Below are 22,315 nucleotides of genomic sequence, written 5' to 3' on the forward strand. Positions count from 1 at the left end.
GTGTGATGGTTTACCGCCGACCTTTGGCATCTGGAGATTTGATCGAATGAACGCGTTCCATGAAGCGAGTCAGCATTTCTGACGGCTCGCTGGCCGGCCGTAGTAGATAGGTCGTGAGCATTGGCGAACGTCCAGTCAGCGGCCGTGCGACCACCCCCTGTTCCCTGCTGGCTGTGATATGCGCGCCTCCTGTGAGGCCTAGTGCAAGTCCCGCCGAAACCAGGACCATCATTAGATCGCTGGAAGTCACGCGTTCGGCAATCAGTGGCTCTATGTCCACGCGACGTAGCACCCGTTCAACTTGCCGAGCATGGCCCTCACACGCCACCGCGTCGCAGAGCACCAGCGGATACCGCAACAGCTCTTCTAGGGGAATCTGTTTGTGGGATAGCAAGGGGTGCCGTGCGGGCACAGCTACCATCAGAGGGTCACTCCACACCGGCACGGCGATGATGCCTTCGCCGACTTCATCCGATTGAGCGAAGCCGAGATCGTACAGTTCGCCACACAATCCCTTGATTTGCTGTGCCAAAGGCACCTCGAAGAAGCGAACTTCCACTTCCGGCTCTTCCTGCCGGCAGAGCGCCAACAACGCAGGCAGGCGCGATGGCGTGATTCCATCAGACAATGCAATACGGAGCTGGCAATGAAAGCCATTGGCTGCGGCGTTCACACTGTCGCGCGCCTGCTGCAAAGCTGCGAAGACACGCGGCACGCTCTCAAAGAAGAGCCTGCCCGCACGAGTCAAGCGGGTGCTCCGAGTGGTTCTCGCAAATAGCGCTACGCCCAACTCTTCCTCAAGTTCCTTGATGGCGCGCGACAGCGGCGATGTCTCTATGTGGAGGCGCTCTGCGGCTCGGGCAAAGTGCAGCTCCTCTGCCACCGCCAGAAAGTAGCGCAGGTGTCGAATTTCCATGTTCGCATTCCTCATCACTCAGGCCTCACCACCTTCGCCTTGCGTCACGCTATTTAGCTAGCCTTCGCAAGCTGCTCCAGCATGTTTCTGCGATCAAACAGGAGAGCCGGATAATGCTTTTGCCAGGACGCCCCATTGCATGGCTGTCTCGGCCCGCGTGCGGATCAGCGAAGCCTGCGCTGACAGCACCCCGGCCTCAGCCTCGGCCACCACCGTGGCGTCCACTTGTCCCGCCTCGAACAGACGTCGGCTGCGATCGAGCTGACGCTCCGCGACTGCGACACCCTCGGCCTGATGCTCCAGTGCTGCGTGCTGCGTATGCCAACCGAGATATGCGTTCTCTACGTCCTGCAAAGCACTCAACAAAGTGCGCTCGAACTCCGCACGGGCAGCTCGGCTGCGCGCCTCTCCGGTCTCGATGCCGGCACGGATCGCGCCACCATCGAAGATCGGCAACGACACCCCGGCCCCAAGTGAAAAAATGTTTCCAGTGATGCGGGTTCCCACACTCTCTACGCGCTGCCGTCCGCCGCTCAGGTCCAACACCAGCCTGGGGAAGCGTTCGCCTTCGGCTGCGTTCCAGCGCGCGGTTTCGGCGGCGAACTTCGCTTCGGCGGCGCGCACGTCGGGCCGCTCACTCAGCAGGTCCGCAGGTATGCGTGTCGGTGTCCAGTCCGGGACGGCGAGCGACGCAAGAGTTGGGGAAGCTGCAGGCGCTCCGGGCGTTTGTCCCACTAGTACATCGAGTGCATGCGTCGCCTCGCCGCGCGCACGCCGCAGTTGCTCTTGCTCCACGCGCAGTGCGACGACGCCGGCGCGGGTACGCTCGATGTCGAAGCCGGTAGCTTGTCCGGCCTCGAACTTCCGTTGCATCAGCAAGACGAGTCGTTCTGCGGATGCCAGCCGCGCCGCGGCTAGCGCTTCGAGCTCACTGGCTTGGCGCTGCTGCACAGCCGCCGACACTGTTTCAAACGCGACCTGCCACCGCGTGGCAACCCACGCTTGTTCGGCTGCCACCGCATCCAGGCGCGCACCTTCTGCTGCCTGCGAAAGCCGTCCCGACAGGTCTGCCTCCCACGATGCGGACAACGTGGCGCGGCCATCATTGCCGATTGCAACGTTCTCTGAATAGTCGCGTCCTCGAGTTGCCTGCGTGCCCGCGGACAACGAGGGGAGCAGGGAGGCCCGTGCTCGCCGCGTGGCGGCCGATGCCTCGTCCACGCGCGCTCGCGCAATCGTCAGTTCGGTATTGCGCTCCAGCGCCGCCCGGACCAAGGCATTGAGGTGCGGATCGCCGTAGGCCGTCCACCAATCGACGGGAAGAGTACGGCGGGACGATTTGTCCAAGATGCCTTCACCTCCCTCTTCATTTGAGAAATGGGCCGGTACATCCAGGCGAGGTGGATCGGCAGAGTGCGGGGCATGGCTGCAGGCCGCAAGAAGCAGTAGCGGAGAAATCATGGCAATGAGGCGATAGCGTTCAAGAATTTGAGACATGGCAGCTCCTTGCGTTCCGAAAAAGTCTTGACGGACTGTTGTATGGCTTCTACTATACCGTCTGGACTGTATATGACTCAAGCTTTTTTGGAGCACGACCATGCCGCCCCGCGCGAAAACAAAGTTGCCCCCCCCGTCCACTGCCCATAGCAGCGCCGATGCGCAGCCCGGCCTCCAGCAAGGAGCCCAGCGAACTCGCGACCGCATCCTGCAGGCCGCCCGCGAACTGGTGCTGGAGGAAGGTGCCAGTCGCTTGACACTGGACGCCGTCGTTGTGCGGGCCGGGTTGAGCAAAGGGGCGTTTCTCTATCACTTCAAGACCAAACGCGATTTGTTCGTGACACTGATCGACGAGATGATCCGGGCGTTCGACGCGGTACAAGCCAATCACGAGCGCAGGTTTGCCGGAGATCCGGACCCCTGGCTGTCGAGCCAGGTGGAAGCGATGCCCGACGACGAGATGCAGAAGATGGGCGCAGCGCTGCTCGCGGCAGCTGCGGAAGATCCAACACTTCTCGACCCACTGCGCGAGTGGTACCGCGTGCAGTACGAACGCGTGCGTCGATCCCCGCGTGGCACCGAGACCGCGGCACTCATCATGCTGGCATTGGATGGCGCCCTGTTCGCCGATCTTCTGGGTTTGCCAATACTCGCACCCGCAGAGCGGCGGCATTTCTTTCGGGCGCTCCAGGATCTCGCCTCGGGCCATCTCGAACTTGTCCCGGCAAAAGGACGCACATGAGTCGCGTCCGTAGCGGTGTCATGACCGCGTGCGCACCGCGCTCCTTGGCGGTTGCTTGCACACTATCCATTTCGACTCTGCTCTCAGGGTGCGGAAACTCGCAATCCACCGTATCCGAGCCTCCGCGCGCAGTGAAGCTCGCCGCCGCGCAGTCGGATCTCCCGCATAGCTCTCGCATCGAATTGACTGGCTCGGCGCGAGCAACCGAGCGCAGCATCCTAGGATTTGAAACAGGAGGACGGATCGCCAAGTTGAACGTCGACGTGGGTGAACGGTTCTCCCGCGGCCAAGTCCTGGCAGAACTTGATGCGCAACCTGACCGGCTTCGCGTGACACAAGCGCAAGCATCCCTGGCGGCCGCCGAAGCCGGCCTGATGGATCGACGTGTACAGACAGATCAACAGCGCCGGTTGCTCGAAAGCGAAGTCATCTCCCCTGCTGCGTTCGAGAGCGCGAAGGCGCAGCTAGCGGTCGCAGAGGGTCAAGCGCGCACTGCCAAGGCGGCGCTTGGCCTGGCCGAACGAGCACAACGTGGCACGATGATCGTCGCTCCTTTCGATGGTGTCGTGGCGGAAAAGCTGGCTTTGGCGTTCACCGACATTGCTGCTGGTGCGCCGGTATTTCAGGTCGACGGCGTGCGCAGTGGCACTGAGATCATCGCGAACGCGTCTACTACACAGGCACCTCACATAGATGTCGGCCAACGCGCAGAACTGAGCTGGAGCGGAGCCGAACAACCAATCCGAGCGGTGGTACGTCGTGTCGGTCTGCGCGCCGAAAATGGCTCGCTCCTACCCGTGGTGCTAGTGCCTGAAGATAACGCGCAAGCGCGCGCACTTCGGCCAGGTATTCCCGTACAGGTCGTGCTCGACGCACCTGCGGCAACCTCCAAGACCTCTCGGCCCGAGACTGTATCCATACCTTATGCCTCGCTGGTGCTCGGCACGAAGCCGGGCGAGGCTTCCGTCTTCGTCTACACCCCTGAAGATAAGAAGGTGCACCGTCGCGCGGTGCGCTTCACGCCGGTACAGGAAGGAGACAGCGCGCGCGTCCTCGCTGGACTCAAGCCCGGCGAGACGGTGGTTGCCGCCGGAGGAGGATGGCTCACCGATGGACAGCCAGTGACACCACTGGAAGCCACCACTCAATTGACCAAGCGCTAACGCGATCCACCAGGTTACTTCATCATGAAGATCACCGAGATGGCGCTGCGCGCCAGTCGACTTACCTACTTTGTAGCGCTCATCATTTTCGTCGCCGGCATCGCGACCTTCCTGAATTTTCCTTCTCAGGAGGAGCCGACTGTCACGGTCCGCGATGCGATGGTCACGGCGTTGAACCCGGGGCTGCCCGCCGAACGCGTTGAGCAACTCATTGCCCGGCCGATCGAGGAGCGCTTGCGCGAACTGGCAGAGGTCAAGCGCGTGACGAGCACCGTGCGCGCAGGCAGCGCCATGATCCAGGTCACGATCTGGGACCGCTACACCGACTTGGCACCGATCTGGCAGCGCGTCCGGGCCAAGGTCGCCGATTCGAAGGATGCCTTACCACAGAGCACGATGGGGCCTTTCGTCGACGAAGACTTCGGCCGCGTCGCGGTTGCCTCGATTGCGGTCACTGCACCAGGTTACTCCATGAGCGAGATGCGCGTCGCGCTCAAGCAGATGCGCGACCGCCTGTACACCGTGCCTGGTATTGAGCGCATCACTTTCTACGGCCTGCAGGAAGAGCGCGTCTATCTCGAATTCGATCGGCCTAGGCTCGCGCGATTGGAGCTGACACCACAGGGGGTGATCGACCAACTCGTCAAACAGAACGTCGTCGCTTCGGGTGGACAAATTGTTGTCGGCGGCATCAATGCAACCTTGGCGGTCAGTGGCGAAGTGCGTGACGCTCCCTCCCTGCGAGCAATGCCGATCGCGCTGCCACGACCGCAAAGTAGTACGGCGCCCGTGCCGACGATCGCATTGGGTGAACTGGCGCAGGTGAGTGTGCGGCCAGCCGATCCGCCGGAATCTGCTGCCATCTACAAAGGCCAGCCCGCTGTCGTCATGGCGGTTTCGATGGCCTCCGGTCAGAACGTGGAGCAGTTCGGAAAAGCGCTCAAAGCACGGGTTGCAGACCAGGAGAAGCTGCTGCCGGCGGGTTTCGATCTGTCATACGTCACTTTCCAGGCCGATGTCGTCAAGCACGAGATGGGCAAAATGAACCAAGTCATGATGGAGACGATCATCGTCGTCCTCGGTGTCGTCGTGCTATTTCTCGGTTGGCGCACCGGGATCATCGTGGGCATGATCGTGCCGTTGACGATCCTCAGTGCACTCATCGTCATGCGCGCGATGAACATCGAGCTTCAGAACGTCTCGATGGGCGCCATCATCATTGCGCTCGGCTTGTTGGTGGACAACGGCATTGTGATTGCCGAAGACATCGAACGCCGCCTGGCCGGTGGCGAAGATCGTAAGCATGCCTGCCTCGAGGCGGGCCGCACGCTCGCCATTCCGCTGCTCACGTCCTCGCTCGTGATCGTGATCGTGTTCTCGCCGTTCTTTTTTGGCCAGAACGCCACGAGCGAGTATCTGCACAATCTCGTGGTCGTGCTGGCACTGACGTTGTTCGCTTCGTGGCTGCTGTGCCTGACTGTCACGCCCCTATTGTGCTACCACTTCGCCAAACCCCATCACAAGCAGGAGCAGGGCGACGCCTATGACACCCGCTTCTACCGTGGCTACCGGCGCGTACTGGAGTGGGTGCTCCACCATAAGGCGGTCTATGTAGCGTCGATGATCGCGGCGCTTGCCATTGCGCTGTATGGCTTCACCACCCTGCCGTACGATTTCATGCCCAAGTCCGACCGGCTTCAGTTCCAGATTCCGGTGCAGCTCGCCCCCGGTACCGACTCGCGCGAAACGCTCGCCCGCGTGAAGCAGATCAGTGGTTGGCTGGGCGACACGAACATCAATCCAGAAGTCTCCGATCACATCGGCTACGTCGCCGATGGTGGCCCGCGCTTCATCCTTAGCCTGAATCCACCACTGCCGGCATCGAACATCGCGTACTTCGTTGTCACATTGAAGCCGAAGAGCGACATCGACGCCGTCCTCGCCCGCACCCGCAGCTACTTTGCGCAAGCACATGGCGACGTGCGCGCCGAGCCCAAGCGTTTCTCGCTCGGTGCGACCGAGTCAGGGACTGCCATTTATCGCGTCAGCGGTCCGGATGAGGAGGTATTGTTGGGGGCCGCGTCCAAAATCGAAGCAGCGCTGCGCAAGCTGCCCGGCACCATCAACGTCAAGAACGATTGGGATACGCGCGTTGGCCGCATCGACGTACGGGTCGACCAGGACCGCGCGCGTCGGGCGGGCGTGACGACTGAAGACATCGCTGGCGGGCTGGATGTCCGCTACAGCGGCAGATCGATCTCGGTTATTCGCGACGGTGACACCTCCGTCCCGATCGTCCTGCGCAGTATCGTAAGCGAGCGTCGCAGCACGGCAGACGTAGGCGCGACGCTCATCTATCCCACCAACGGCGGTCCAGCGGTGACGCTGGCTCAGGTCGCAGACGTATCGCTCGCGAGCGAGCCCTCGGTCATCCAACGGCGCAATCTCATCCGCACGATCACCGTGCAAGGACAGAACACCTCTTACACCGCCCAGGAGATCATCAACCGCCTGGCGCCTAGCGTCGCTGCCCTGGACCTGCCCGCGGGCTACTCGGTTGAACTTGGCGGCGAGATCGAGGAAGCCGCCGAATCGAACGCCGCGCTGTTGACCTACATGCCCCTCGCATTTCTGGCGATGCTGATGCTGTTCGTATGGCAGTTCAATTCTTTCCGCAAGCTCGGTGTGATCCTCGCGACGATCCCTTTCACGCTTATCGGCGTGGTATTGGCTCTGAAGCTGACCGGCACACCTTTCAGCTTCATGGCGACCTTCGGCGTACTGGCCCTGTTCGGGATCATTGTCAACAACGCCGTGCTCTTGCTGGAACGCATCGACCAGGGGCTAGCGGAAGGCCTGCCACGCCATGAAGCCTTGGTTGGGGCCGCGATACAACGGCTTCGTCCAATCGTGATGACCAAGGTCACCTGCATTTCGGGACTGGTGCCACTCATGCTCTTCTCCGGACCATTATGGAAAGGGATGGCGATCGCGATGATCGGTGGGCTGGCACTCGGAACGCTGGTGACGTTGGGCTTGATTCCGCTGCTTTACGAAGTCCTGTTTGGAATCAAGCGAATTGGGCCGTGGAACCTGAGTGTCGCCACCGCGCATGGAGATCGCTCATGAGTCTCTTGCGAGCCGCCGCGTGCTGCGCATTCTCAGAATTCGTATGCACCCACGCTTCATGCGTATGTCTCGCTAGGCTTATGCGATTCAGCACCCATCCGCTGATCTGGAAATCCTGGTCGATTGTCATTGCCGCAGGGGTTCTAGGAGCGGGCTATCCACTGGGCCTGCGGGCCATCACGGCGGGCGGTCCGATGCGCTGGGTCGGCCTCTGTGTGGCAGTGACGTGCATGGCGGCCAGCGGCGCACTTTTGTGGTTCGCGCTCAAGCGGATTCCGATCAGCGCGGCCTCTGCAGCCTGGGCAGGAATCGGGCTACTTGGAAACTTGGGCGTCGGCGCCCTCCTACTAGGCGATGTCGCATCGGTAACGCGCTGGTCTGGCACCGCCCTCATCGCAGCAGGCATTGCCTGTCTTAGTTTCGTTTGATCAAGGAGACCCATTATGAAGAGCAAAACTGCATTGATCCGCGGCGGCATCTTTTTTTGCGTAGCAGGCGCGCTCTCTGGATGCGCGACCAACAGCATGACGCGCTCCGGATTTCTCGGCGACTACGAGAAGTTATCGCCGACACGATACGAGAACGTACTGATGTACCGCGCAGCGGGATTCGAGCCCAAGCGTTATGCCGCTGTCGTGGTGGAAGAAGCGCAGATCAAGACCGCCTCGGGTCGCATCGATGGGCTCGATGACGCGCAGCAGCGCGAAGTGCTAGACCATGTGACGAGCGAACTGAAACGCCAGGAAGGCAAAAGTCCCGCCCCCCCAGGTGGCGCGGGACAGGTTCGGGTGCGTGTAGCGGTCACCGAACTGCAGACACCGAATCGGGCAGTCAATGCAATGACGACCCTGCTGGTTGGACCCGTGACGACGGGTGGTGCCAGCCTAGAGTTCGAAGCAGTCGATTTAAGGACGGGACGCCGGGTTGCTGCCGCCAGTTGCTTCGAGCGCGGCAACGTCATTAAAGAGTTCGCCGGTTCGTACACATTGCTGGGTCATGCCAAAGCGGCGATCACGAACTGCATCGAGCGCATCGACAGCGCTTGGCGGGACACGCAGCCATGAGCAACGCTTCACAGGCTTGGCTCCGGCAGGATGCCATGGTCGGCGGTGATCACAAATGGCTGGCGGGTGGCGACTGGACGATAGAGCACTACGCCAGTCTGGCAAAATCCGTGTCCGCCGCCCGCATCAGTCATGCCGAGGGGTACGCCACTCCCTTACTCGACTGGACGCAAGTCCAGAGACTGGACACCGCCGGCGCGGCTCTGCTGGTGGAAATTCTCGGGCCAGACTCGATACTCGACCGGCCGGAGGCAGCTCCAAATCTGTCCTCGGATCGCCTCGCCCTAATGAGAGCGCTGGCCGCCGCTGCTACCGATCAGCAGAAGACGGAGAAAGCAGCGGTGAGCGGGAATCCTCTGCTCCGCGGTCTGGGACGCATAGGCCTGACCTTGGAACAGGGCTGTCGTGCGTGTCTTGGTCTGGCCGGGTTCGTGGGCCAGATCATCGAAACATGGAGCCGTACCGTTCGTCACCCGCGTCGCTGGCGCGCGACCTCGGTGATCGCTCAAATCCAGCGATCAGCGGTGGACGCCATTCCCATCGTGGCGCTACTGAGCTTCATGGTAGGAATGGTGGTGGCGTTCCTGGGAGCAACGGTGCTGGCCAACTTCGGTGCGAGCATCTTCTCGGTGCATCTGGTCGCCTTCTCGTTCATGCGCGAGTTCGGAGTGCTGCTCCCGGCCATATTGATTGCAGGCCGTACCGCAAGCGCGTACACCGCCCAAATCGGTTCGATGAAGGCAAATGAAGAGATCGATGCGCTTCGCTCCAACGCGCTCGACCCCATCGAGTTACTGGTGCTGCCACGCGTGCTGGCGCTTCTTGTGTCCTTGCCACTGCTCACCTTAGTAGGCATCTTGGCTGGCATTGCGGGCGGCGCCACCGTATGCGCACTGAGCTTGGAAATTCCTCCCGCACAGTTCCTTGCCATCGTGCAGGAAAAAATCGAGGTGCGCCATTTTCTTGTCGGAATGAGCAAGTCCCCGCTCTTCGCGGTGATGATCGCCGCTATCGGCTGCCATGAAGGGTTCAAGGTCGCCGGTAGCGCTGAGTCGGTAGGCGACCACACGACGTCTAGTGTCGTGCAATCAATCTTCATGGTGATCCTGATAGACGCCATCGCTGCACTGTTCTTCATGGAGATGGGCTGGTGAGCGCGGTGAAGCAAGACACCGACAACGGTGTGCGACACGCTATTGAAGTGCGCGGCCTGGACAACAGGTTTGGAACCCAGCAGGTCCATCAGGACCTAGACCTGGACGTGCGGCGCGGGGAAATCCTTGGCGTGGTGGGAGGGTCAGGCACCGGGAAATCCGTGCTCTTGCGTAGCGTCGTCGGGCTGCAGAAGCCGCATTCGGGCGTGGTCCGTATCGGGGGGCGCGACCTACTGCGAGCCCAATGGCTTGCGCGCGCGCGTATGGAGCGAAGGTTCGGCATTCTGTTCCAGAAGGGCGCGTTGTATTCATCGCTGACCGTCTTGGAGAACGTCGCTCTTCCTTTGATCGAGCATGTCGGTCTGGCGCGGCCTCTTGCCGAGCGTTTGGCAAGAAGCAAGCTGGGCTTGGTGGGGTTGCCTGCCGGAGCGGGAGACAAGTATCCGGCCTCGTTGTCCGGAGGCATGGTGAAACGAGCAGCACTGGCGAGAGCCTTGGCGCTTGATGCGAACATCCTGTTTCTTGACGAACCCACCGCAGGACTGGATCCAATCGGGGCTGCATCTTTCGACCAATTGATTCTGACCCTGCGCAATGCACTGGGCCTCACGGTGTTTCTGGTAACCCACGACCTCGATACGCTGTACACCATATGCGACCGTGTCGCGGTCCTGGCGAACCAGAAGGTACTCATCAACGACGGCATCGAGGCAGTCGAGCGCTTCAAGCACCCGTGGATACAGGAATACTTTCACGGCCCCCGTGGCCGTGCGGCCGCACAGGCCACTGGTGCTTCCAGCCAAGAGACGCAGCCATGAAACCCCTCCGCATCTGCATCATTCTTCCGTCGCGCACGCATTGGGCTGGGCGCACGCAATATTTAAACTCTGAGAACGAGGTGGTCTGATCATGGAACCACGTGCCCATCATGTATTCATTGGTCTGTTCGTCGTGCTGCTCGGTGCGATTGGTATTGGCTTCGCGCTTTGGCTCAGCGACACACGTTCCGACCACGATTACCAGTATTACCGGATTATGTTCGATGAGCCAGTGACCGGGCTTACGCCCGGCAGCCAGGTTCAGTACAGCGGAATCACGATTGGCGAAGTCGTTGCACTTTCTCTTTCACCGCGAGACCCAAGGCGGGCGATAGCGCGCGTACGCATCAATGCCACCATCCCGGTCCGGCAGGATACCCGCGCTGAATTGGTCATCACGGGAATTACCGGCAACGCGGTGATCGAGTTGAGCGACGGTGGGCCAAACGTGCCATTGCTGGATCGGAGAGAGGACGAGGAACCGTTGATCCTCGCACCACGTTCGGCGATGGCATCCCTGGTCTCCGGTGAGGGGAACAGCATGACGACACTCAACGGCATCTTGCTGCGCACGCAGGAGTTACTGTCGAAGGAGAATTTGGCTCTTGTGCACCGCAGTCTGGTGAATCTTGAACAGACCACGGGCGCGGTCGCTGACCAGAGGGCCGAGATCGCGACGTTAATCAGCAATCTGACCGAAGCAAGCAGAGAATCGACAGCTGCCGTGCGCCAAGCAAATAGCACTCTTCGCGATGCCAACCTGCTACTAAATAACGATGGTAAGCAAATCATGGTGAACACGCGTGATGCAACGGCATCCCTCGAACGCGCCGCTTTCAGGGTTGAGACGCTACTGCAAAACAATCAGGAATCGCTGAACCAGGGCTTGGCCGCCACAGGTCCTGCCATGCACGAACTCCAGCAGGCGCTGGCCAATCTAAACACCGTGCTGCGCCGACTGGATCGCAATCCGGCGCAATACCTGCTCGGTGGAGAGAACATTGAGGAAACCAAGCCGTGAACACTTCCGCCAGGATGATTCCCGTCGCTGCCGTGACTATGACGCTAGTACTCGGCTTGTCCGCGTGCAGTGTGCTTCCCAAAGCAGCTCCAATGGTCACCTACAAATTGCCCGACTATCACATCGCCCAGGCGGAGAGTACGCCGCGCGCCGTTCCGGGACCCGGGGCGCTGCGCGTCTACGCCCCTGAGAGTAGTCGCGTCCTGGATTCGGAGCGGCTGTTCATTGCGCAGCCCGATGGTCGCTTGTCGGCTTGGCAAGGAGTGCGTTGGGCCGACCCCGCACCGGTGCTGCTGCGTGACCGAATCGTCGAAGCCTTCATGCGCGATGGGCGGTCGACTTCCGTGATTACCGATAGCACCCCAATGAGCGCCGATATGGAGTTGCGCAGTACGCTGCGGGCGTTCCAGCTCGAATACCGCGGCACTGAAGCGATCGCCGCGGTTCGGCTCGATGTGCAACTGGTCGATCCGGCCAAACGGACTGCTATTGCCAGTAGACGCTTCGAAGCAATCCAAGCCACAGGCAGCAAGCGAGAGGCCGATGTGGTGAGCGCGTTCGGTGTCGCCACGGATATATTGGCCGGGCAGATCGTTGAATGGGCAGTTCAGGTCGGGGCAGCGCGTTTGCGAGTTGCACCGGAATTGGCAAGCAACCATGCACCCACAGCGTCGTCGATAAGCACAGACTAGTCGTCTTAACGGAGCACAGAAGCTAGGGCCAAAACGCTGCTCGACACCTTAACTCGGTACGACAGCCTACGGCCCCGATCCAATCCCAGGACCTCTTTGCCGTCCAACCTCCCATGACACACCGCCGCCGCGTACAGTCGCGGCGATCTGCTGCCCCAGTCGTGGCTCGATTATCGGCCGCCAAGGCACCAGACTGAATCCCATGCCGTCATCGAGCAGCGCATAGCGACCGCTGGCGAGCATGACCGAGCGCCGGTAGATGCCGGCTACGCGCTGCCCGTCTGTGACGTGCCGATGCTCCAATCCGCTATCGGCGGCAATGTGCTGGGCGGCCTGCGCCAGCTCCCGATTGCGCAGCGTTTCCAGCAGATTCCGGGAGAGAATCAGCCGCTGCCCGCGCCGCTGGGCCAGCCCCTGTTCTTCGAGGAAGTCGGCGCGCTGCTGCAAGGCTTGCCTAGCATCGCCGCCAAAGCCCAGGTCGCCCAGTCCCTTGCCGCCGCCGATCAACTGCTGATCCAGCCAGGTCGCGCCGATGACGCGGGCCTGCCGTTCAATCGGCAGATGCGATTTCAGTTCGACCGCCACGCCGCCCAGCCGCTGCGCGTCGTACTGGCGGCCACGCTCGGCCAAGTCGTCCGGCACCTTCCATAACCCCTCGGCCACGCGCTCCACGATGCCGGCCCGCCGTAGGGCTTCCAGCCGGCGGATATGGGCCGCCACAGCCTCTTGCGGGTCGCGGCCGGGCTTGGCTCGGCCTTGCTCGATCGCCAGGTGGTGATCGGTGCGGTACAGGCCATTGCTCGCCAGCGTGGCGATGTTCTTGTCGGCCGCCCGCACCTCGGCGGAACCGCGTACCTCCACCACCGCGCCGATGGGATAGTTCGCCAGCTCGTCGCGGGCGTCCAACGCGACGTAGTGGGCTTTGCCGTCCAACCCGTCGATGACCAGATAGCCGCGGTCGTGCAGCTCGTCGGCCAGACCCTTAGCAGCCACGCGACCGACGATAGTGCGGCCGTCGTCGCCCGGCTCGAACACCGCCAGCTCGCGAGGCTTGCCGCTCATGGCCCGCTGCATCGTTCGGATGATGTCGCCACGCTCGCCCAGGGCACGCAAGGTCTTCTCCGCGTCCGCATGGACGGCCCAGGTGCCGGGCTGCACCTCGTCGGCCAGGCCCAGGCGCTGCAAGTGTTGCAGGCGGCCGATCAGCAGCAGGCGCTGGCGTTGCAGCCGGGGTTCGTTGAAGCGTTCGATCTGCACCCGGCCATCCTCGCCGGCCTCGCGCTGCAACGTGCGGTCGAGGCTCGTCCACCGCTCTTGCTCCACCTCGCGCTGCAAGGTCTGCTGGATCTCCAGTTCGGTGCGCGGCCCCAGCCATTCCGTCGCCAGCTCGGCGGCGCGATGGCGGAAGCCGTGGGCGATGTAGTCGCCCGCGATGATGAGGTCTTTGCCGGTATCGTCGCGTCCGCGCACGATCAGGTGCGTGTGCGGGTTGTCGGTGTTCCAGTGATCGACCGCCACCCAATCCAGCCGCGTCCCCAGGTCGGCCTCCATCCGGTTCATCAGGTGCCGGGTGTAGGTGCGCAGGTCGTCCAGCTCCGCACTGTCTTCAGGTGAGACGATGAAGCGGAAATGATGTCGGTCGTCCTGGCAGCGTTCCTTGAAGGCATCGAGGTCGGCTTCGTCGGTCTGCGGCCCGTAGGCACGGCCCGGCTCGCCGTTCCGGCCGGCACCGTCGCGCTCGATGTAGCGCAGGTGCTTGGCGAGCGACTGCGGACTGGCGTTGCGCTGGTTGACCAGCAGCGTCTTGATGGTCACGCGCCGTGACATAGGGGTCAGCTTTGCGCCTGCGAAGCGCGCCGCCGTATGGCCGCGTCCAAGCCGTGAGCCGGGCCGCTGGCCGGCGTGCTGGCCGCTCCCGCCAGCGGTAGGACGGCGCACCGCCGACTTGCCGCCGCTGGCCTTGCCAGCCTGCTTGAGCACCTTGGAAACGAAGCTCTGGCCCTGGCCTTTGCCTCGGTTCTTCGGCGCGCCAGGGCGCACCCAGAAATCATGGTCGCCGCGGTCGGTCATGGCTGTGCTCCCTGCAAGCTCCGGCGTGTCCGAGCGTGCGAAGCACGCGGACATGCCTGCATCGGCGCGTGCCTCGCGCCCCACGCGGCACGGCGGCGAAGCCGCGCCGTGCCGCGCCACCCCCACGTGCAGACTGGCTTTGCGGGCGGCAGAGTGCCGAACCCTTTTGTCTTGCCTTCCGCCTTTGCCCCTCGCTGACGCTCCGGGCAGCGGCGGCCCGGCGGCGCTGCTGCGCGAGCAGCCAGCGCGCCGGCGAACGCGGCGACGGCCGCAGGCCGGCAGCGTTCGAGGCAAGACGCCTGCACATGGGAAGGCGGCGCGAAGCGCGGCGCGGATGCGCTCGCACTGCACGCGCGATGACACGCGGAACACCACGGGATCGACACGCCTGATAGCACGATGATGCGCAGCGAATCGGCGGCGATCATGGGCGCTTCTCCAGCCAGACCGGGTGCGCGACGCCGATCACGGCGGATGCGGCAACCGGCCCGAAATACCGGCTGTCGAACGACGACGGGTTGGTCACGCTCAACAGGAAAAGCTCGCCGGGTTCAAGGCGGCGGCACTGCTGCCAGGATGGCAGCGGGCGGCCCCAGCGGTCGGCGAGCAGCGCGGCGGCCAAAGGCACGCCGTCGATGCGGACGATGCCGCCAGCGATGCACACCTCCTGCGGCGCGACGGCACCCACGCGCTTGAGCAACGGCACGCGCGCCGGCAGGTAGCCGCGCTGCGCGGCCAGCGCGGCGGCGTCTGGCGGCAGCGTGGTCAGCACGATGGAGCCGACGCGCGGCGCATCGGGTGGTGCGATGCGATACCAGCCCACCGGAACGCTGTCGGACGGGTTGTAGATCAGGCGCGGCATCGGATGCACGAAGGACGCCCAGGCGAGCGCAGCGAGGCCGCAGGCGGCGAAGCCCGCGAGCACGATGCGAGCGCGCAGGCGCGAGCGAGGACGCGGTGCCTTTCCAGTGGTGTTGGCGCCAGTGGAAACGGCGGTCATGGCAGCACCCTCCCGGCTAACCAGGCGGCGTGCCGCTCGGCGGTGTACTCGGGCAGCGGCAGGCGCGCGGCGAGCCGGTTGGCGAGCGTGCGCCAGTACGCAGGCGAGACGGCGATGGGCGCGATGCCCAGCGCCTCGATGGCGTCGATGCGTTCCAGCACGGCGCGCACTTGCCCGTCGCCCTCGGCGTGCAGCAGCAGGCGCGCGCCCGGCTGTACGCCGGGGATGCGCTGCGCCGCGTCCAGCGGCGTGCAGGCTTGCATCACCATGAGCTGCCAGCGCACGGTGCCGTAGTCGTTGGCCTGCCAGCGGATGCGGCAGAACACCGCGCCCGGCAGGAACACCGCGCTGCGCCGCCAGCGGTCGAGCTGGTGCGTGCACGCGGGTTCGCCGAAGCGCAGGTAGAGCTTGAAACGGGCCTCGATGTAGGCCAGCGCCACGCGCGTCAGCGGCGCGCTGGCTGGCTGGCCGGAAGGTGCGATGAATGATGGCTGTGGCGCAGCCGTGGCCGTGGCCGCGACAGCGGCAGGCGCGGCGGCTAGTGCAGTGGATGCAGTCATGGTGTGTTCTCCCTGCGGTTCTCGGGAAACTCCCGTTCCAGCAGGCCGCGCAGCAGGTCGGCCACGGTCACGCCTTGCGTGAAGGCAGAGACCTTGATGCGCGCCCGCATGGCGGGCGTGATGTCGAGGGTGAGGCGGGCCGTGTAGAGGTCGCCCTTGCCCAGCGCGTCGGCGTCGCCCTGGCGAATCCACGCCTCGGCGTGCGGATTCGCAGGTGGACGCGCGCCGATGCCGACGCGCTTTGCTGCGCGCTTGCTGTTCGGTGGTGGCTTCGCGGTCATGTCGTCCACCGCAGCAGTTCGTCCACGAGCGCGGTGATTTCGCGCGCGGCGGCGCTGTCCGGCGCCGTCTCGCGTGCAAGCCGGCCAGCGGCCACGCTGTCGGCGAACACGATGCGCTGATGCACTTCCGCGCGCAGCGCAGGAAGCGGCTGATCGGCGAGCGCCTGGCGCGCTTCGCGCCCGATCACGGTGGTACTGACACGCCGGTTGATGACGAAGGCCGCGCGCAGCGCAGGCCGAAAGACTTGCGCCTCGCGGATCAGCGCCACCATCTCGGCGCTGGCCCACAGGTCGTAGGGGCTGGGCTGCACCGGGATCAGCACGCGCTCGGCCGCCAGCAGCGCGGAGCGCGCCAAGGCGGCGATGCGCGGCGGGCCGTCGATGACAACGTGATCGGCGCGGCGTGCCAGCTCCGGGGCTTCCTGATGCAGCGTTTCGCGTGCGAGGCCCACGGCGCTGAAAAGCCGTGGCAAGCCTTGCTGGCTTCTGCGCTGTGTCCAGTCGAGCGATGACCCCTGCGGGTCGGCGTCCAGCAGCACGACGTGCTGGCCGCGCATTGCCAGTTCGCCGGCAATGTGGGTGGCGAGCGTGGTCTTGCCCACGCCGCCTTTCTGGTTGAGCAGCGCGACGATCATGGCCTGGCCCTTCGTGTTGGAAAGCCTGGCTGTTCCTGCTGCGTTGGTGGCCGCGTGGCGGTTGTCCACCGCAGCGGCGTTTCCCTACTACAAGTTAGAGAAATTAAGTTAGGGAAGTTAGAGGGCGCGCAAACCCAGTGCTGGCGCGGGTTTGCGGCCGATTGGCACGCCTGATAGCACGATAGTCCCACGCCTGATAGCACGATACCCCGCACGCCTGATAGCACGACACTATTCACAGGCTCTCCCGGAGTTATCCCCGTGCCGTATGCGGCACGGGCCGGAAGGTCAGCAGCTCGGCGCCGCTGTCCGGCATCCGCTCGATGCCCAGGACGTAGCCGGGCAGCGACTGCCGCGCGACGAGCGCGCGCAAGTCGCAGGCGAAGTCGTAGGGCTTGGCGGTGCTGCCGGATTTCTGGTGCAGGTAGCGGAAGTCGAATTGCCAGCCGTATGCCTGCTTGCCGCCGTGCTTGCGCACCAGGCGGTACAGCCACCGCTCGATGCCGCCGGTCAGCCGGAAATACGCCGGGTCGATGGTCAGCACCAGGGCCGCATTCAGCACGCCCGTATAGAACCAGTCCGGCAAGATCAGCTCGATGCCCAACGGCGTGCCGCTGGCATCGGCCAGTTCCTTCCATTCGTTGATCCACGAGAAGCGGTGCAAACGCCGCCCGGTTGTCTCGCGGATGGACGTGGCCACCGTGGTCGATTGCAGGCGATCCAAGGCCGCTTTGAGGCGCTGGTAGTCGCGCAGCGACTTGCCGCGCCCGACGAAGCGCAGGATCTCGTAGGGCGTCGCGCGGATCAGCCGTGATGGCCGCAGGCCCGCATCCTTCGCCTCCACGATCTGCGAGGCCGCCCAAATCAGCACGTCGGCATCCCAAATCGTGGCGATGCCATGCTCCTGCGTGCCTTCCACGCGGATCGTGACGTTGCCCGCCCGGAAGTCGATGGGCTTGACCCGCTTGGACTTGGCGAGCGAGAAGAACGGATAGGCCATCAAGTCCTGGCTGTCGCGCGGTGCCATGTCGCCCGGCAAGGCGCGGAACAGGTCGAGCTGTTCGCGTTCTTGCGGGGGCCGCTGCCGGAATGGCAGCGCGGAGATGGACATGGCTGTGGCCTGGCGCGCGCCAGCGATCAGCGCGCACGGCTGTCCGCCGAGTGGTGCTCGGCGTACTCGGGATCGGAAGTCGTCTCGAAGCTGCGGTCGGCCGCCCAGGCGTCGAGGTCGGCCACGGCGTACATGACGCGCCGGCCGAACTTGCGAAAGCGCGGGCCGCCGCCGATCACGCGCTGCTTTTCCAGCGTGCGCGGCGACAAGCGCAGGTACTCGGCGGCTTCGTCGTTGGTGAGGTAACGCTGCGGCTGCGCGGCAGCGGTCGAGACAGTGGCGGCAGGCCGCAAGGGAGCTGGTCGCATGGGATGAACCTCCATCAAGCCCGGCCACACCACGCAGCCGGATGAAGGCACTTTCAAGAAAGCGAGGCTTCTTGCTAAGGGACGAATTGCAGGGGCTGCGAAACGTCCCCCCTACTGCAACGGCAGTGGCGGAAGCTGTGCCAGGCGGCGATAGCCGCCGCGCATCAGCGCATCGCCACGGCGCACCAGCCGACGCACGCGGGCGCGCAAGGCGCCGTCCTTGTGCCAGTCGCCCGCGACGGTATCGGCGCCGAACAGCCCTTCGGCCACTTCGCGCAAGGACGCGCCCGCCAGGGTCGCGTCGAGCGCCTGCAAGGTGTGCAGCTCCAGCAGTGCGGCAGGCGTGGGCCGCGAACGGGCCGCCGCCGCAGGCGCGGCAACCGTGGCGGCAGCCAGGGCGTCGAGTTCCGCCGCGAGCGTGCGATAGCGCGTGCAGGGCGTGGCGCAGGCACGAGTGGCGTAGAGGTAGGCCACACCGTCCTCCAGGCCCGGCGCGAGCGCGAGCCGCAGGCAGCAGCCGGGCCAATGCGCCACCAGCACCAGGCGCTTGCCATCGTGGATCAGTTGCTTGCGGCCAGGAACGCGCCAGAACTCGAAGGCATGGGCTTCGGGTGGCGGGTCGGCGTCGGGATAGAGCTGCACCACGGCATCGTGGTCAGGGAACCAGGCCGGATGCGCTTCGCGCGCATCCAGGGCTGGGTTTTCCAACAGGCGCAGGCTCCAAGCCTGCGCCGCGTCCGGTCGGCGGCGACGGCGCAGCCAGTCGCGGCGGTAGTCGGGATTCCTGCGCAGGTATTCCCAGGCCAGCGCGGGGCCATCGAGGTGCAGGACGTAGAGATAGGCGGCTGTCGGATACCAGTGGTCGGCGCTGCGATCAGTCATGGCGAAAGCTCCCTGTGCTTGGGATGCGTCGCCACGATTTCCGCGATGCGGGAGCTATCGAAATGCCATCAGGTCATCATCAAAAACGGTTAAGCTGTAACTGTCGGTGTCAAGACCGTTTGGCTCCGGCGTGTTGGGGAAATCGTCTGAATGCGACGGCTGCGCCACCCGGAAATGGTGCGCGGCACCGGATACCGTGCCGCAGCCCGCGCCAAAGATCAGGACTGTTTGCATCAGACTGGCATCGCTTCGGTGCATCAATGCCGATTCAGACCTACCCGGTCTTGACCAAGACTGAAATAGTCACAGTGCGCCCCGGCTGGCCGGGCCGCGCTGGCGTTCATCAGTCCGTGATCGCGTCGTTCTCCTGCGCCAGCCGGACGTACTCCGACAGCGGGCGCACCGCCTGGAAATACCGATCCCGCTGCAACGGCAGCTTGCGCGGCCCGACGATGCCGGCCAGGTCGGACAGCCTGACCGTCCCCAGCGAGGGCATGCCGATGCCGAGGTCGATCAGGCCATAGGCCGTATCGCCATCGGCGGGGTCGAGCGACACCAGCAGCCAGGTCACATGCGCGTCAGGGGTGAACAGGCGCACCACCGGCAGCGGGTCGAGGCGCTGACCAGCGGCGAGCGCCGCGCCGTGGGCCAGCAGCCGGGCGCGTTCATCAGCGGTGACAAGCGGCAAGGTCATGGGCAGAACCCCCACGGAACCGTGCATGCGTGTGGAAGCACGGATGCACAAGCCATCGCATCCGTAGAAGAACGCAAGCGCGGAAGCGCAATTGCAGGAAGCCGGAAAGACACGGATGCGATTCCCCGGTTCTGTGGAAATCCGTAAATGCGGATTTCCGTAAAAGCACGGAACAGCGATTTTTTGGCAATGAGTTAAAGATAACGTGGTTTTAATTGTCCTGCGATTTGACGCTTCTGTCCATGCAGAAGCGCTCCGTCCAACCTGGCCGCCCGGCCGGTGCCACCACCTTCGATGCCGAACTGGCGCAAGCCTTCGGCGCGGCGGTGCGCGCGCTACGGACGGAACGAGGGATCGCGCAGGAATCGCTGGCACACCTGGCCGGCATCGAGCGTTCGCACATGGGCAAGGTCGAGCGCGGCGAACACATGCCCACGCTGGCGCTTATCTTCAAGATCGCCAGCGCGCTCGAATGCAGCACGGCGGTGCTGATGAGCGAGGCTGAAAGCCAGCTCGCAGCAGCAGCGGCCCAGCCGTAGGCGCCGGCCCGGCCGATCCGGCGCAGGCCGGTTCGGCGGCGCTCAAGGGGTGCCAAGCGCAGCGCGGCGGGGATAGCCCGCAGGGCTTTCCCCTGGAGGCAAGCAAAGCGCGCAGCGCCGCAGGCGCGAAGGCGTGAGGGATTGAAGCCGAATGGCCGTGACGACAACGACGGCACGGGGCGCAGCCCGAAAGCCCGGCGGCGCATCGCGCCGACACGCCATGCCCTGACCGACGGCACCAACGCAGCTTCCGCGTATGGAAACGCAACCTGCTATGGATTGCTGCTTGCCGCTGCCAGGTTTGGGGCGAAGAAACAGCGCAGCGCCCCGCCGTGGGGCGGGGCGCTGCGGGCGGCGGTCACGCCGCCTGGGGCTTGCTGCGCGACCAGATCAGGTCGTGCGTGCCGTCCTCGCTTTCGATCAGGCGGGCATAGACCGTGGCTGGGAACGATGGATCGTCGAGGGTCACGGAGATGTACTCCCGCCCGGCCTCGCTGGTCTTCTTCCACGCCGCGCCGATGTCGTGGCTGGCCGCCTGCAAGCGGAAGTCAGGGGCTTTCTCGTTGTCCCCCTTGTCGTTGGGAACCAGCTTGGCCTTGACGTTGAGCGTCAGGGTGCGAAGCGTGCCGGTGAAGCCGTCTTTTTCTGCGGTGAAGGTGCCGATGTTGGCCATGATGTTTTCCTTTCGGTTGAACAAGGTTCGCGCCCATCGCGTCCTTGTTGTGATCCGGCCGGCGGGGGACGGGCTGGCTGCACCGCTTGCGGTCGAAACGCAGTGGAGAGCCGGGAGGCGAAAAGAATTTGCTGCGCGAGGAAGCCGCGCAGCGGCGGGGAAATTGTTTTCGAAGGACGGTTGCAGCCATGAAGCCCGAGGCGCAGCCGCGCCACCGCCAGGATTCACAACGAGACAAGGACGCCTTGGGCCGAACCGCTCCGAAAGGAGATGGGGCCGGCTCGGCATCCCCGCATGAAGGCTGCACCGGCTCGCCCGCTGACGCGGGCCAGGTCAACCCCCCGACGACACGCGAGAACGCCCCTGCCGCACCTTGCGGTGCCGGTCTTGAGGCGTGGCGTGGAAGCTCCATAGCGATGCCGGAAAGGCATACCGTGAACTGGCGTGAACCGTCCTTCGTGACGTGATGGGTACGAACCGCCAGCGTTGAGGACGGCCTGCATTTGCACAACCTGCCGCAGCAAGCGCCAGCGTGTTCGCCAGTGCCGCGCCCATCGCGGTGGGGCGCTGGCCGGGCCGATCCGGCGTAGGCCGGTTCGGCGGTATCAAGGGGTGCCAAGCATCGCGCGGCGGGGATAGCCCGCAGGGCTTTCCCCTGGAGGCAAGCGCAGCGCGCAGCGCCGCAGGCGCGAAGACGTGAGGGATTGAAGCCGAATGGCCGTGACAGCGAAGTCGGCACGGGGCGAAGCCCGCAAAGCCCGGCGGCGCATCGCGCCGACACGCCCAGGCCGTTCTATGCTCTCAGGAAGAAAACCAAGACCAGTCCATGACCCTCCAGCTCCGACACGAAACCCCGGACGACGTTGCCGCCATCGAGGCAGTCACGGTGGCCGCCTTCGCCGATGCACCACATACCAGCCACACCGAGCAATTCATCGTGCGGGCCTTGCGAGCCGCCGGCGAACTGACGCTTTCCATCGTGGCCGAAGAACATGGCCAGGTCGTCGGCCACGTCGCGCTGTCGCCGGTGACGATCACCGATGACCACGGGCGAGAGGCCCAAGGCTGGTACGGCCTGGGGCCAATCTCCGTCCTGCCGCCAAGGCAGGGAAACGGCATCGGTTCGCGCCTGATGGAACAGGCGCTGTCCGAACTGCGAGCCATGCAGGCCGCAGGCTGCGTGCTGCTGGGAGATCCCGCGTATTACGCGCGCTTTGGTTTTGAGGCCCATGCGGGTCTGCAACTGCCGGGCGTACCGCCCGGCTACTTCATGGCGCTGGCTCTGCACGGGCCAGTGCCGGAAGGCGTCGCGCACTACAGCGATGCCTTCAACGCCGCCGCCTGAGCGAGCGCGAAGGCGGCGGCG

General features: G+C 64.3%; 24 protein-coding genes. 11 read left to right on the plus strand and 13 right to left on the minus strand.

Annotation, left to right across the window (positions count from 1 at the left end; genetic code table 11):
• Positions 1 to 10 precede the first annotated feature (10 nt).
• Together YA0848_RS02725 and YA0848_RS02730 are read right to left on the minus strand one after the other, a co-directional pair.
• Positions 11 to 916 (minus strand): LysR family transcriptional regulator, encoded by a 906-nt coding sequence (locus tag YA0848_RS02725; protein ID WP_000405670.1) that lies wholly within the window; start codon positions 914 to 916, stop codon positions 11 to 13.
• 93 nt (positions 917 to 1,009) lie between these two features.
• Positions 1,010 to 2,413 (minus strand): efflux transporter outer membrane subunit, encoded by a 1,404-nt coding sequence (locus tag YA0848_RS02730; RefSeq protein ID WP_000078291.1) that lies wholly within the window; start codon positions 2,411 to 2,413, stop codon positions 1,010 to 1,012.
• A 100-nt stretch (positions 2,414 to 2,513) separates the two neighbouring features.
• Between YA0848_RS02730 and YA0848_RS02735 the strand changes: the two genes are divergently transcribed.
• From YA0848_RS02735 to YA0848_RS02775, 9 genes are all read left to right on the plus strand, one after another.
• Complete coding sequence (locus YA0848_RS02735) at positions 2,514 to 3,155, plus strand: TetR/AcrR family transcriptional regulator (protein WP_023093369.1); 642 nt, start codon at positions 2,514 to 2,516, stop codon at positions 3,153 to 3,155.
• A 131-nt stretch (positions 3,156 to 3,286) separates the two neighbouring features.
• Entirely contained in the window at positions 3,287 to 4,318 is a 1,032-nt protein-coding gene (locus YA0848_RS02740) for an efflux RND transporter periplasmic adaptor subunit (RefSeq protein ID WP_225984323.1), read from the plus strand.
• Between the two features lie 24 nt (positions 4,319 to 4,342).
• On the plus strand, positions 4,343 to 7,447 hold the full coding sequence (locus YA0848_RS02745; RefSeq protein ID WP_095158519.1) for an efflux RND transporter permease subunit: 3,105 nt from the start codon (positions 4,343 to 4,345) through the stop codon (positions 7,445 to 7,447).
• 80 nt (positions 7,448 to 7,527) lie between these two features.
• Positions 7,528 to 7,875, plus strand: coding sequence for a DMT family transporter (locus YA0848_RS02750; protein ID WP_038421338.1), 348 nt, complete (start codon positions 7,528 to 7,530; stop codon positions 7,873 to 7,875).
• A gap of 15 nt (positions 7,876 to 7,890) precedes the next feature.
• Positions 7,891 to 8,511 carry a DUF3313 family protein gene (locus YA0848_RS02755; RefSeq protein ID WP_000837791.1) on the plus strand — a complete coding sequence of 207 codons (621 nt, stop codon included), beginning with the start codon at positions 7,891 to 7,893 and terminating at the stop codon, positions 8,509 to 8,511.
• Entirely contained in the window at positions 8,508 to 9,665 is a 1,158-nt protein-coding gene (locus YA0848_RS02760; RefSeq protein ID WP_000063629.1) for an MlaE family ABC transporter permease, read from the plus strand. Before YA0848_RS02755 ends, YA0848_RS02760 begins: the two co-directional genes overlap by 4 nt.
• A 5-nt stretch (positions 9,666 to 9,670) precedes the next feature.
• On the plus strand, positions 9,671 to 10,483 hold the full coding sequence (locus YA0848_RS02765; RefSeq protein ID WP_024944155.1) for an ABC transporter ATP-binding protein: 813 nt from the start codon (positions 9,671 to 9,673) through the stop codon (positions 10,481 to 10,483).
• Positions 10,484 to 10,574: 91 nt separating this feature from the next.
• Positions 10,575 to 11,504, plus strand: a complete 930-nt coding sequence (locus YA0848_RS02770) for an MlaD family protein (protein ID WP_000433686.1) — start codon at positions 10,575 to 10,577, stop codon at positions 11,502 to 11,504.
• Positions 11,505 to 11,596: 92 nt separating this feature from the next.
• Positions 11,597 to 12,196, plus strand: coding sequence for an ABC-type transport auxiliary lipoprotein family protein (locus tag YA0848_RS02775; protein ID WP_003124411.1), 600 nt, complete (start codon positions 11,597 to 11,599; stop codon positions 12,194 to 12,196).
• Positions 12,197 to 12,262: 66 nt separating this feature from the next.
• Here the strand turns inward: YA0848_RS02775 and YA0848_RS02780 are convergent, their stop codons facing one another.
• The 10 genes from YA0848_RS02780 to YA0848_RS02825 form a co-directional block, all read right to left on the minus strand.
• The gene (locus YA0848_RS02780) at positions 12,263 to 14,266 is read right to left on the minus strand and encodes a relaxase/mobilization nuclease domain-containing protein (RefSeq protein WP_000132148.1); all 2,004 of its coding nucleotides are present in this window, start codon (positions 14,264 to 14,266) and stop codon (positions 12,263 to 12,265) included.
• 424 nt (positions 14,267 to 14,690) lie between these two features.
• Positions 14,691 to 15,266: a S26 family signal peptidase gene (locus YA0848_RS02785; protein ID WP_023123540.1), complete on the minus strand. Its 576-nt coding sequence runs from the start codon at positions 15,264 to 15,266 to the stop codon at positions 14,691 to 14,693.
• Complete coding sequence (locus tag YA0848_RS02790; RefSeq protein ID WP_023123541.1) at positions 15,263 to 15,826, minus strand: DUF2840 domain-containing protein; 564 nt, start codon at positions 15,824 to 15,826, stop codon at positions 15,263 to 15,265. The genes YA0848_RS02785 and YA0848_RS02790 overlap by 4 nt, the downstream gene beginning before the upstream one ends.
• Entirely contained in the window at positions 15,823 to 16,107 is a 285-nt protein-coding gene (locus YA0848_RS02795) for a hypothetical protein (protein WP_023101676.1), read from the minus strand. The genes YA0848_RS02790 and YA0848_RS02795 overlap by 4 nt, the downstream gene beginning before the upstream one ends.
• On the minus strand, positions 16,104 to 16,742 hold the full coding sequence (gene parA / locus YA0848_RS02800) for a ParA family partition ATPase (protein ID WP_016452353.1): 639 nt from the start codon (positions 16,740 to 16,742) through the stop codon (positions 16,104 to 16,106). The genes YA0848_RS02795 and parA overlap by 4 nt, the downstream gene beginning before the upstream one ends.
• A gap of 253 nt (positions 16,743 to 16,995) precedes the next feature.
• Entirely contained in the window at positions 16,996 to 17,853 is an 858-nt protein-coding gene (locus YA0848_RS02805; RefSeq protein ID WP_023101678.1) for a replication initiator protein A, read from the minus strand.
• Between the two features lie 26 nt (positions 17,854 to 17,879).
• Positions 17,880 to 18,146 carry a helix-turn-helix domain-containing protein gene (locus tag YA0848_RS02810; protein WP_020228437.1) on the minus strand — a complete coding sequence of 89 codons (267 nt, stop codon included), beginning with the start codon at positions 18,144 to 18,146 and terminating at the stop codon, positions 17,880 to 17,882.
• Positions 18,147 to 18,272: 126 nt separating this feature from the next.
• Positions 18,273 to 19,043: a DUF7011 domain-containing protein gene (locus YA0848_RS02815; RefSeq protein ID WP_023101679.1), complete on the minus strand. Its 771-nt coding sequence runs from the start codon at positions 19,041 to 19,043 to the stop codon at positions 18,273 to 18,275.
• A 54-nt stretch (positions 19,044 to 19,097) separates the two neighbouring features.
• Complete coding sequence (locus YA0848_RS02820) at positions 19,098 to 19,277, minus strand: hypothetical protein (RefSeq protein ID WP_071560086.1); 180 nt, start codon at positions 19,275 to 19,277, stop codon at positions 19,098 to 19,100.
• A gap of 109 nt (positions 19,278 to 19,386) precedes the next feature.
• Positions 19,387 to 19,737, minus strand: coding sequence for a DUF2958 domain-containing protein (locus tag YA0848_RS02825; protein WP_023101680.1), 351 nt, complete (start codon positions 19,735 to 19,737; stop codon positions 19,387 to 19,389).
• A 242-nt stretch (positions 19,738 to 19,979) separates the two neighbouring features.
• Between YA0848_RS02825 and YA0848_RS02830 the strand changes: the two genes are divergently transcribed.
• Positions 19,980 to 20,276 carry a helix-turn-helix domain-containing protein gene (locus YA0848_RS02830; RefSeq protein WP_023101681.1) on the plus strand — a complete coding sequence of 99 codons (297 nt, stop codon included), beginning with the start codon at positions 19,980 to 19,982 and terminating at the stop codon, positions 20,274 to 20,276.
• A gap of 358 nt (positions 20,277 to 20,634) precedes the next feature.
• Here YA0848_RS02830 and YA0848_RS02835 read toward each other — a convergent pair whose 3' ends face one another.
• A complete protein-coding gene (locus YA0848_RS02835) occupies positions 20,635 to 20,949 on the minus strand; it encodes a DUF736 domain-containing protein (protein ID WP_023101682.1) in 315 nt (104 codons plus the stop codon).
• An 826-nt stretch (positions 20,950 to 21,775) separates the two neighbouring features.
• Between YA0848_RS02835 and YA0848_RS02840 the strand changes: the two genes are divergently transcribed.
• On the plus strand, positions 21,776 to 22,294 hold the full coding sequence (locus tag YA0848_RS02840) for a GNAT family N-acetyltransferase (protein ID WP_023101683.1): 519 nt from the start codon (positions 21,776 to 21,778) through the stop codon (positions 22,292 to 22,294).
• The last annotated feature ends 21 nt before the right edge of the window (positions 22,295 to 22,315 follow it).

It is taken from the genome of Pseudomonas sp. S4_EA_1b (assembly GCF_016307435.1).
In the GTDB taxonomy this organism is placed as follows: domain Bacteria; phylum Pseudomonadota; class Gammaproteobacteria; order Pseudomonadales; family Pseudomonadaceae; genus Aquipseudomonas; species Aquipseudomonas rhodesiae.

Bases quoted from the DNA above. Each gene is read 5' to 3' on its own strand.
- YA0848_RS02725 (WP_000405670.1), bottom strand. From the start codon at position 916: ATGGAAATTCGACACCTGCGCTACTTTCTGGCGGTGGCAGAGGAGCTG.
- YA0848_RS02730 (WP_000078291.1), bottom strand. From the start codon at position 2,413: ATGTCTCAAATTCTTGAACGCTATCGCCTCATTGCCATGATTTCTCCG.
- YA0848_RS02735 (WP_023093369.1), top strand. From the start codon at position 2,514: ATGCCGCCCCGCGCGAAAACAAAGTTGCCCCCCCCGTCCACTGCCCAT.
- YA0848_RS02745 (WP_095158519.1), top strand. From the start codon at position 4,343: ATGAAGATCACCGAGATGGCGCTGCGCGCCAGTCGACTTACCTACTTT.
- YA0848_RS02750 (WP_038421338.1), top strand. From the start codon at position 7,528: ATGCGATTCAGCACCCATCCGCTGATCTGGAAATCCTGGTCGATTGTC.
- YA0848_RS02755 (WP_000837791.1), top strand. From the start codon at position 7,891: ATGAAGAGCAAAACTGCATTGATCCGCGGCGGCATCTTTTTTTGCGTA.
- YA0848_RS02760 (WP_000063629.1), top strand. From the start codon at position 8,508: ATGAGCAACGCTTCACAGGCTTGGCTCCGGCAGGATGCCATGGTCGGC.
- YA0848_RS02770 (WP_000433686.1), top strand. From the start codon at position 10,575: ATGGAACCACGTGCCCATCATGTATTCATTGGTCTGTTCGTCGTGCTG.
- YA0848_RS02775 (WP_003124411.1), top strand. From the start codon at position 11,597: ATGGTCACCTACAAATTGCCCGACTATCACATCGCCCAGGCGGAGAGT.
- YA0848_RS02780 (WP_000132148.1), bottom strand. From the start codon at position 14,266: ATGACCGACCGCGGCGACCATGATTTCTGGGTGCGCCCTGGCGCGCCG.
- YA0848_RS02785 (WP_023123540.1), bottom strand. From the start codon at position 15,266: ATGACCGCCGTTTCCACTGGCGCCAACACCACTGGAAAGGCACCGCGT.
- YA0848_RS02790 (WP_023123541.1), bottom strand. From the start codon at position 15,826: ATGACTGCATCCACTGCACTAGCCGCCGCGCCTGCCGCTGTCGCGGCC.
- YA0848_RS02795 (WP_023101676.1), bottom strand. From the start codon at position 16,107: ATGACCGCGAAGCCACCACCGAACAGCAAGCGCGCAGCAAAGCGCGTC.
- parA (WP_016452353.1), bottom strand. From the start codon at position 16,742: ATGATCGTCGCGCTGCTCAACCAGAAAGGCGGCGTGGGCAAGACCACG.
- YA0848_RS02805 (WP_023101678.1), bottom strand. From the start codon at position 17,853: ATGTCCATCTCCGCGCTGCCATTCCGGCAGCGGCCCCCGCAAGAACGC.
- YA0848_RS02815 (WP_023101679.1), bottom strand. From the start codon at position 19,043: ATGACTGATCGCAGCGCCGACCACTGGTATCCGACAGCCGCCTATCTC.
- YA0848_RS02820 (WP_071560086.1), bottom strand. From the start codon at position 19,277: ATGCAAACAGTCCTGATCTTTGGCGCGGGCTGCGGCACGGTATCCGGT.
- YA0848_RS02825 (WP_023101680.1), bottom strand. From the start codon at position 19,737: ATGACCTTGCCGCTTGTCACCGCTGATGAACGCGCCCGGCTGCTGGCC.
- YA0848_RS02830 (WP_023101681.1), top strand. From the start codon at position 19,980: ATGCAGAAGCGCTCCGTCCAACCTGGCCGCCCGGCCGGTGCCACCACC.
- YA0848_RS02835 (WP_023101682.1), bottom strand. From the start codon at position 20,949: ATGGCCAACATCGGCACCTTCACCGCAGAAAAAGACGGCTTCACCGGC.
- YA0848_RS02840 (WP_023101683.1), top strand. From the start codon at position 21,776: ATGACCCTCCAGCTCCGACACGAAACCCCGGACGACGTTGCCGCCATC.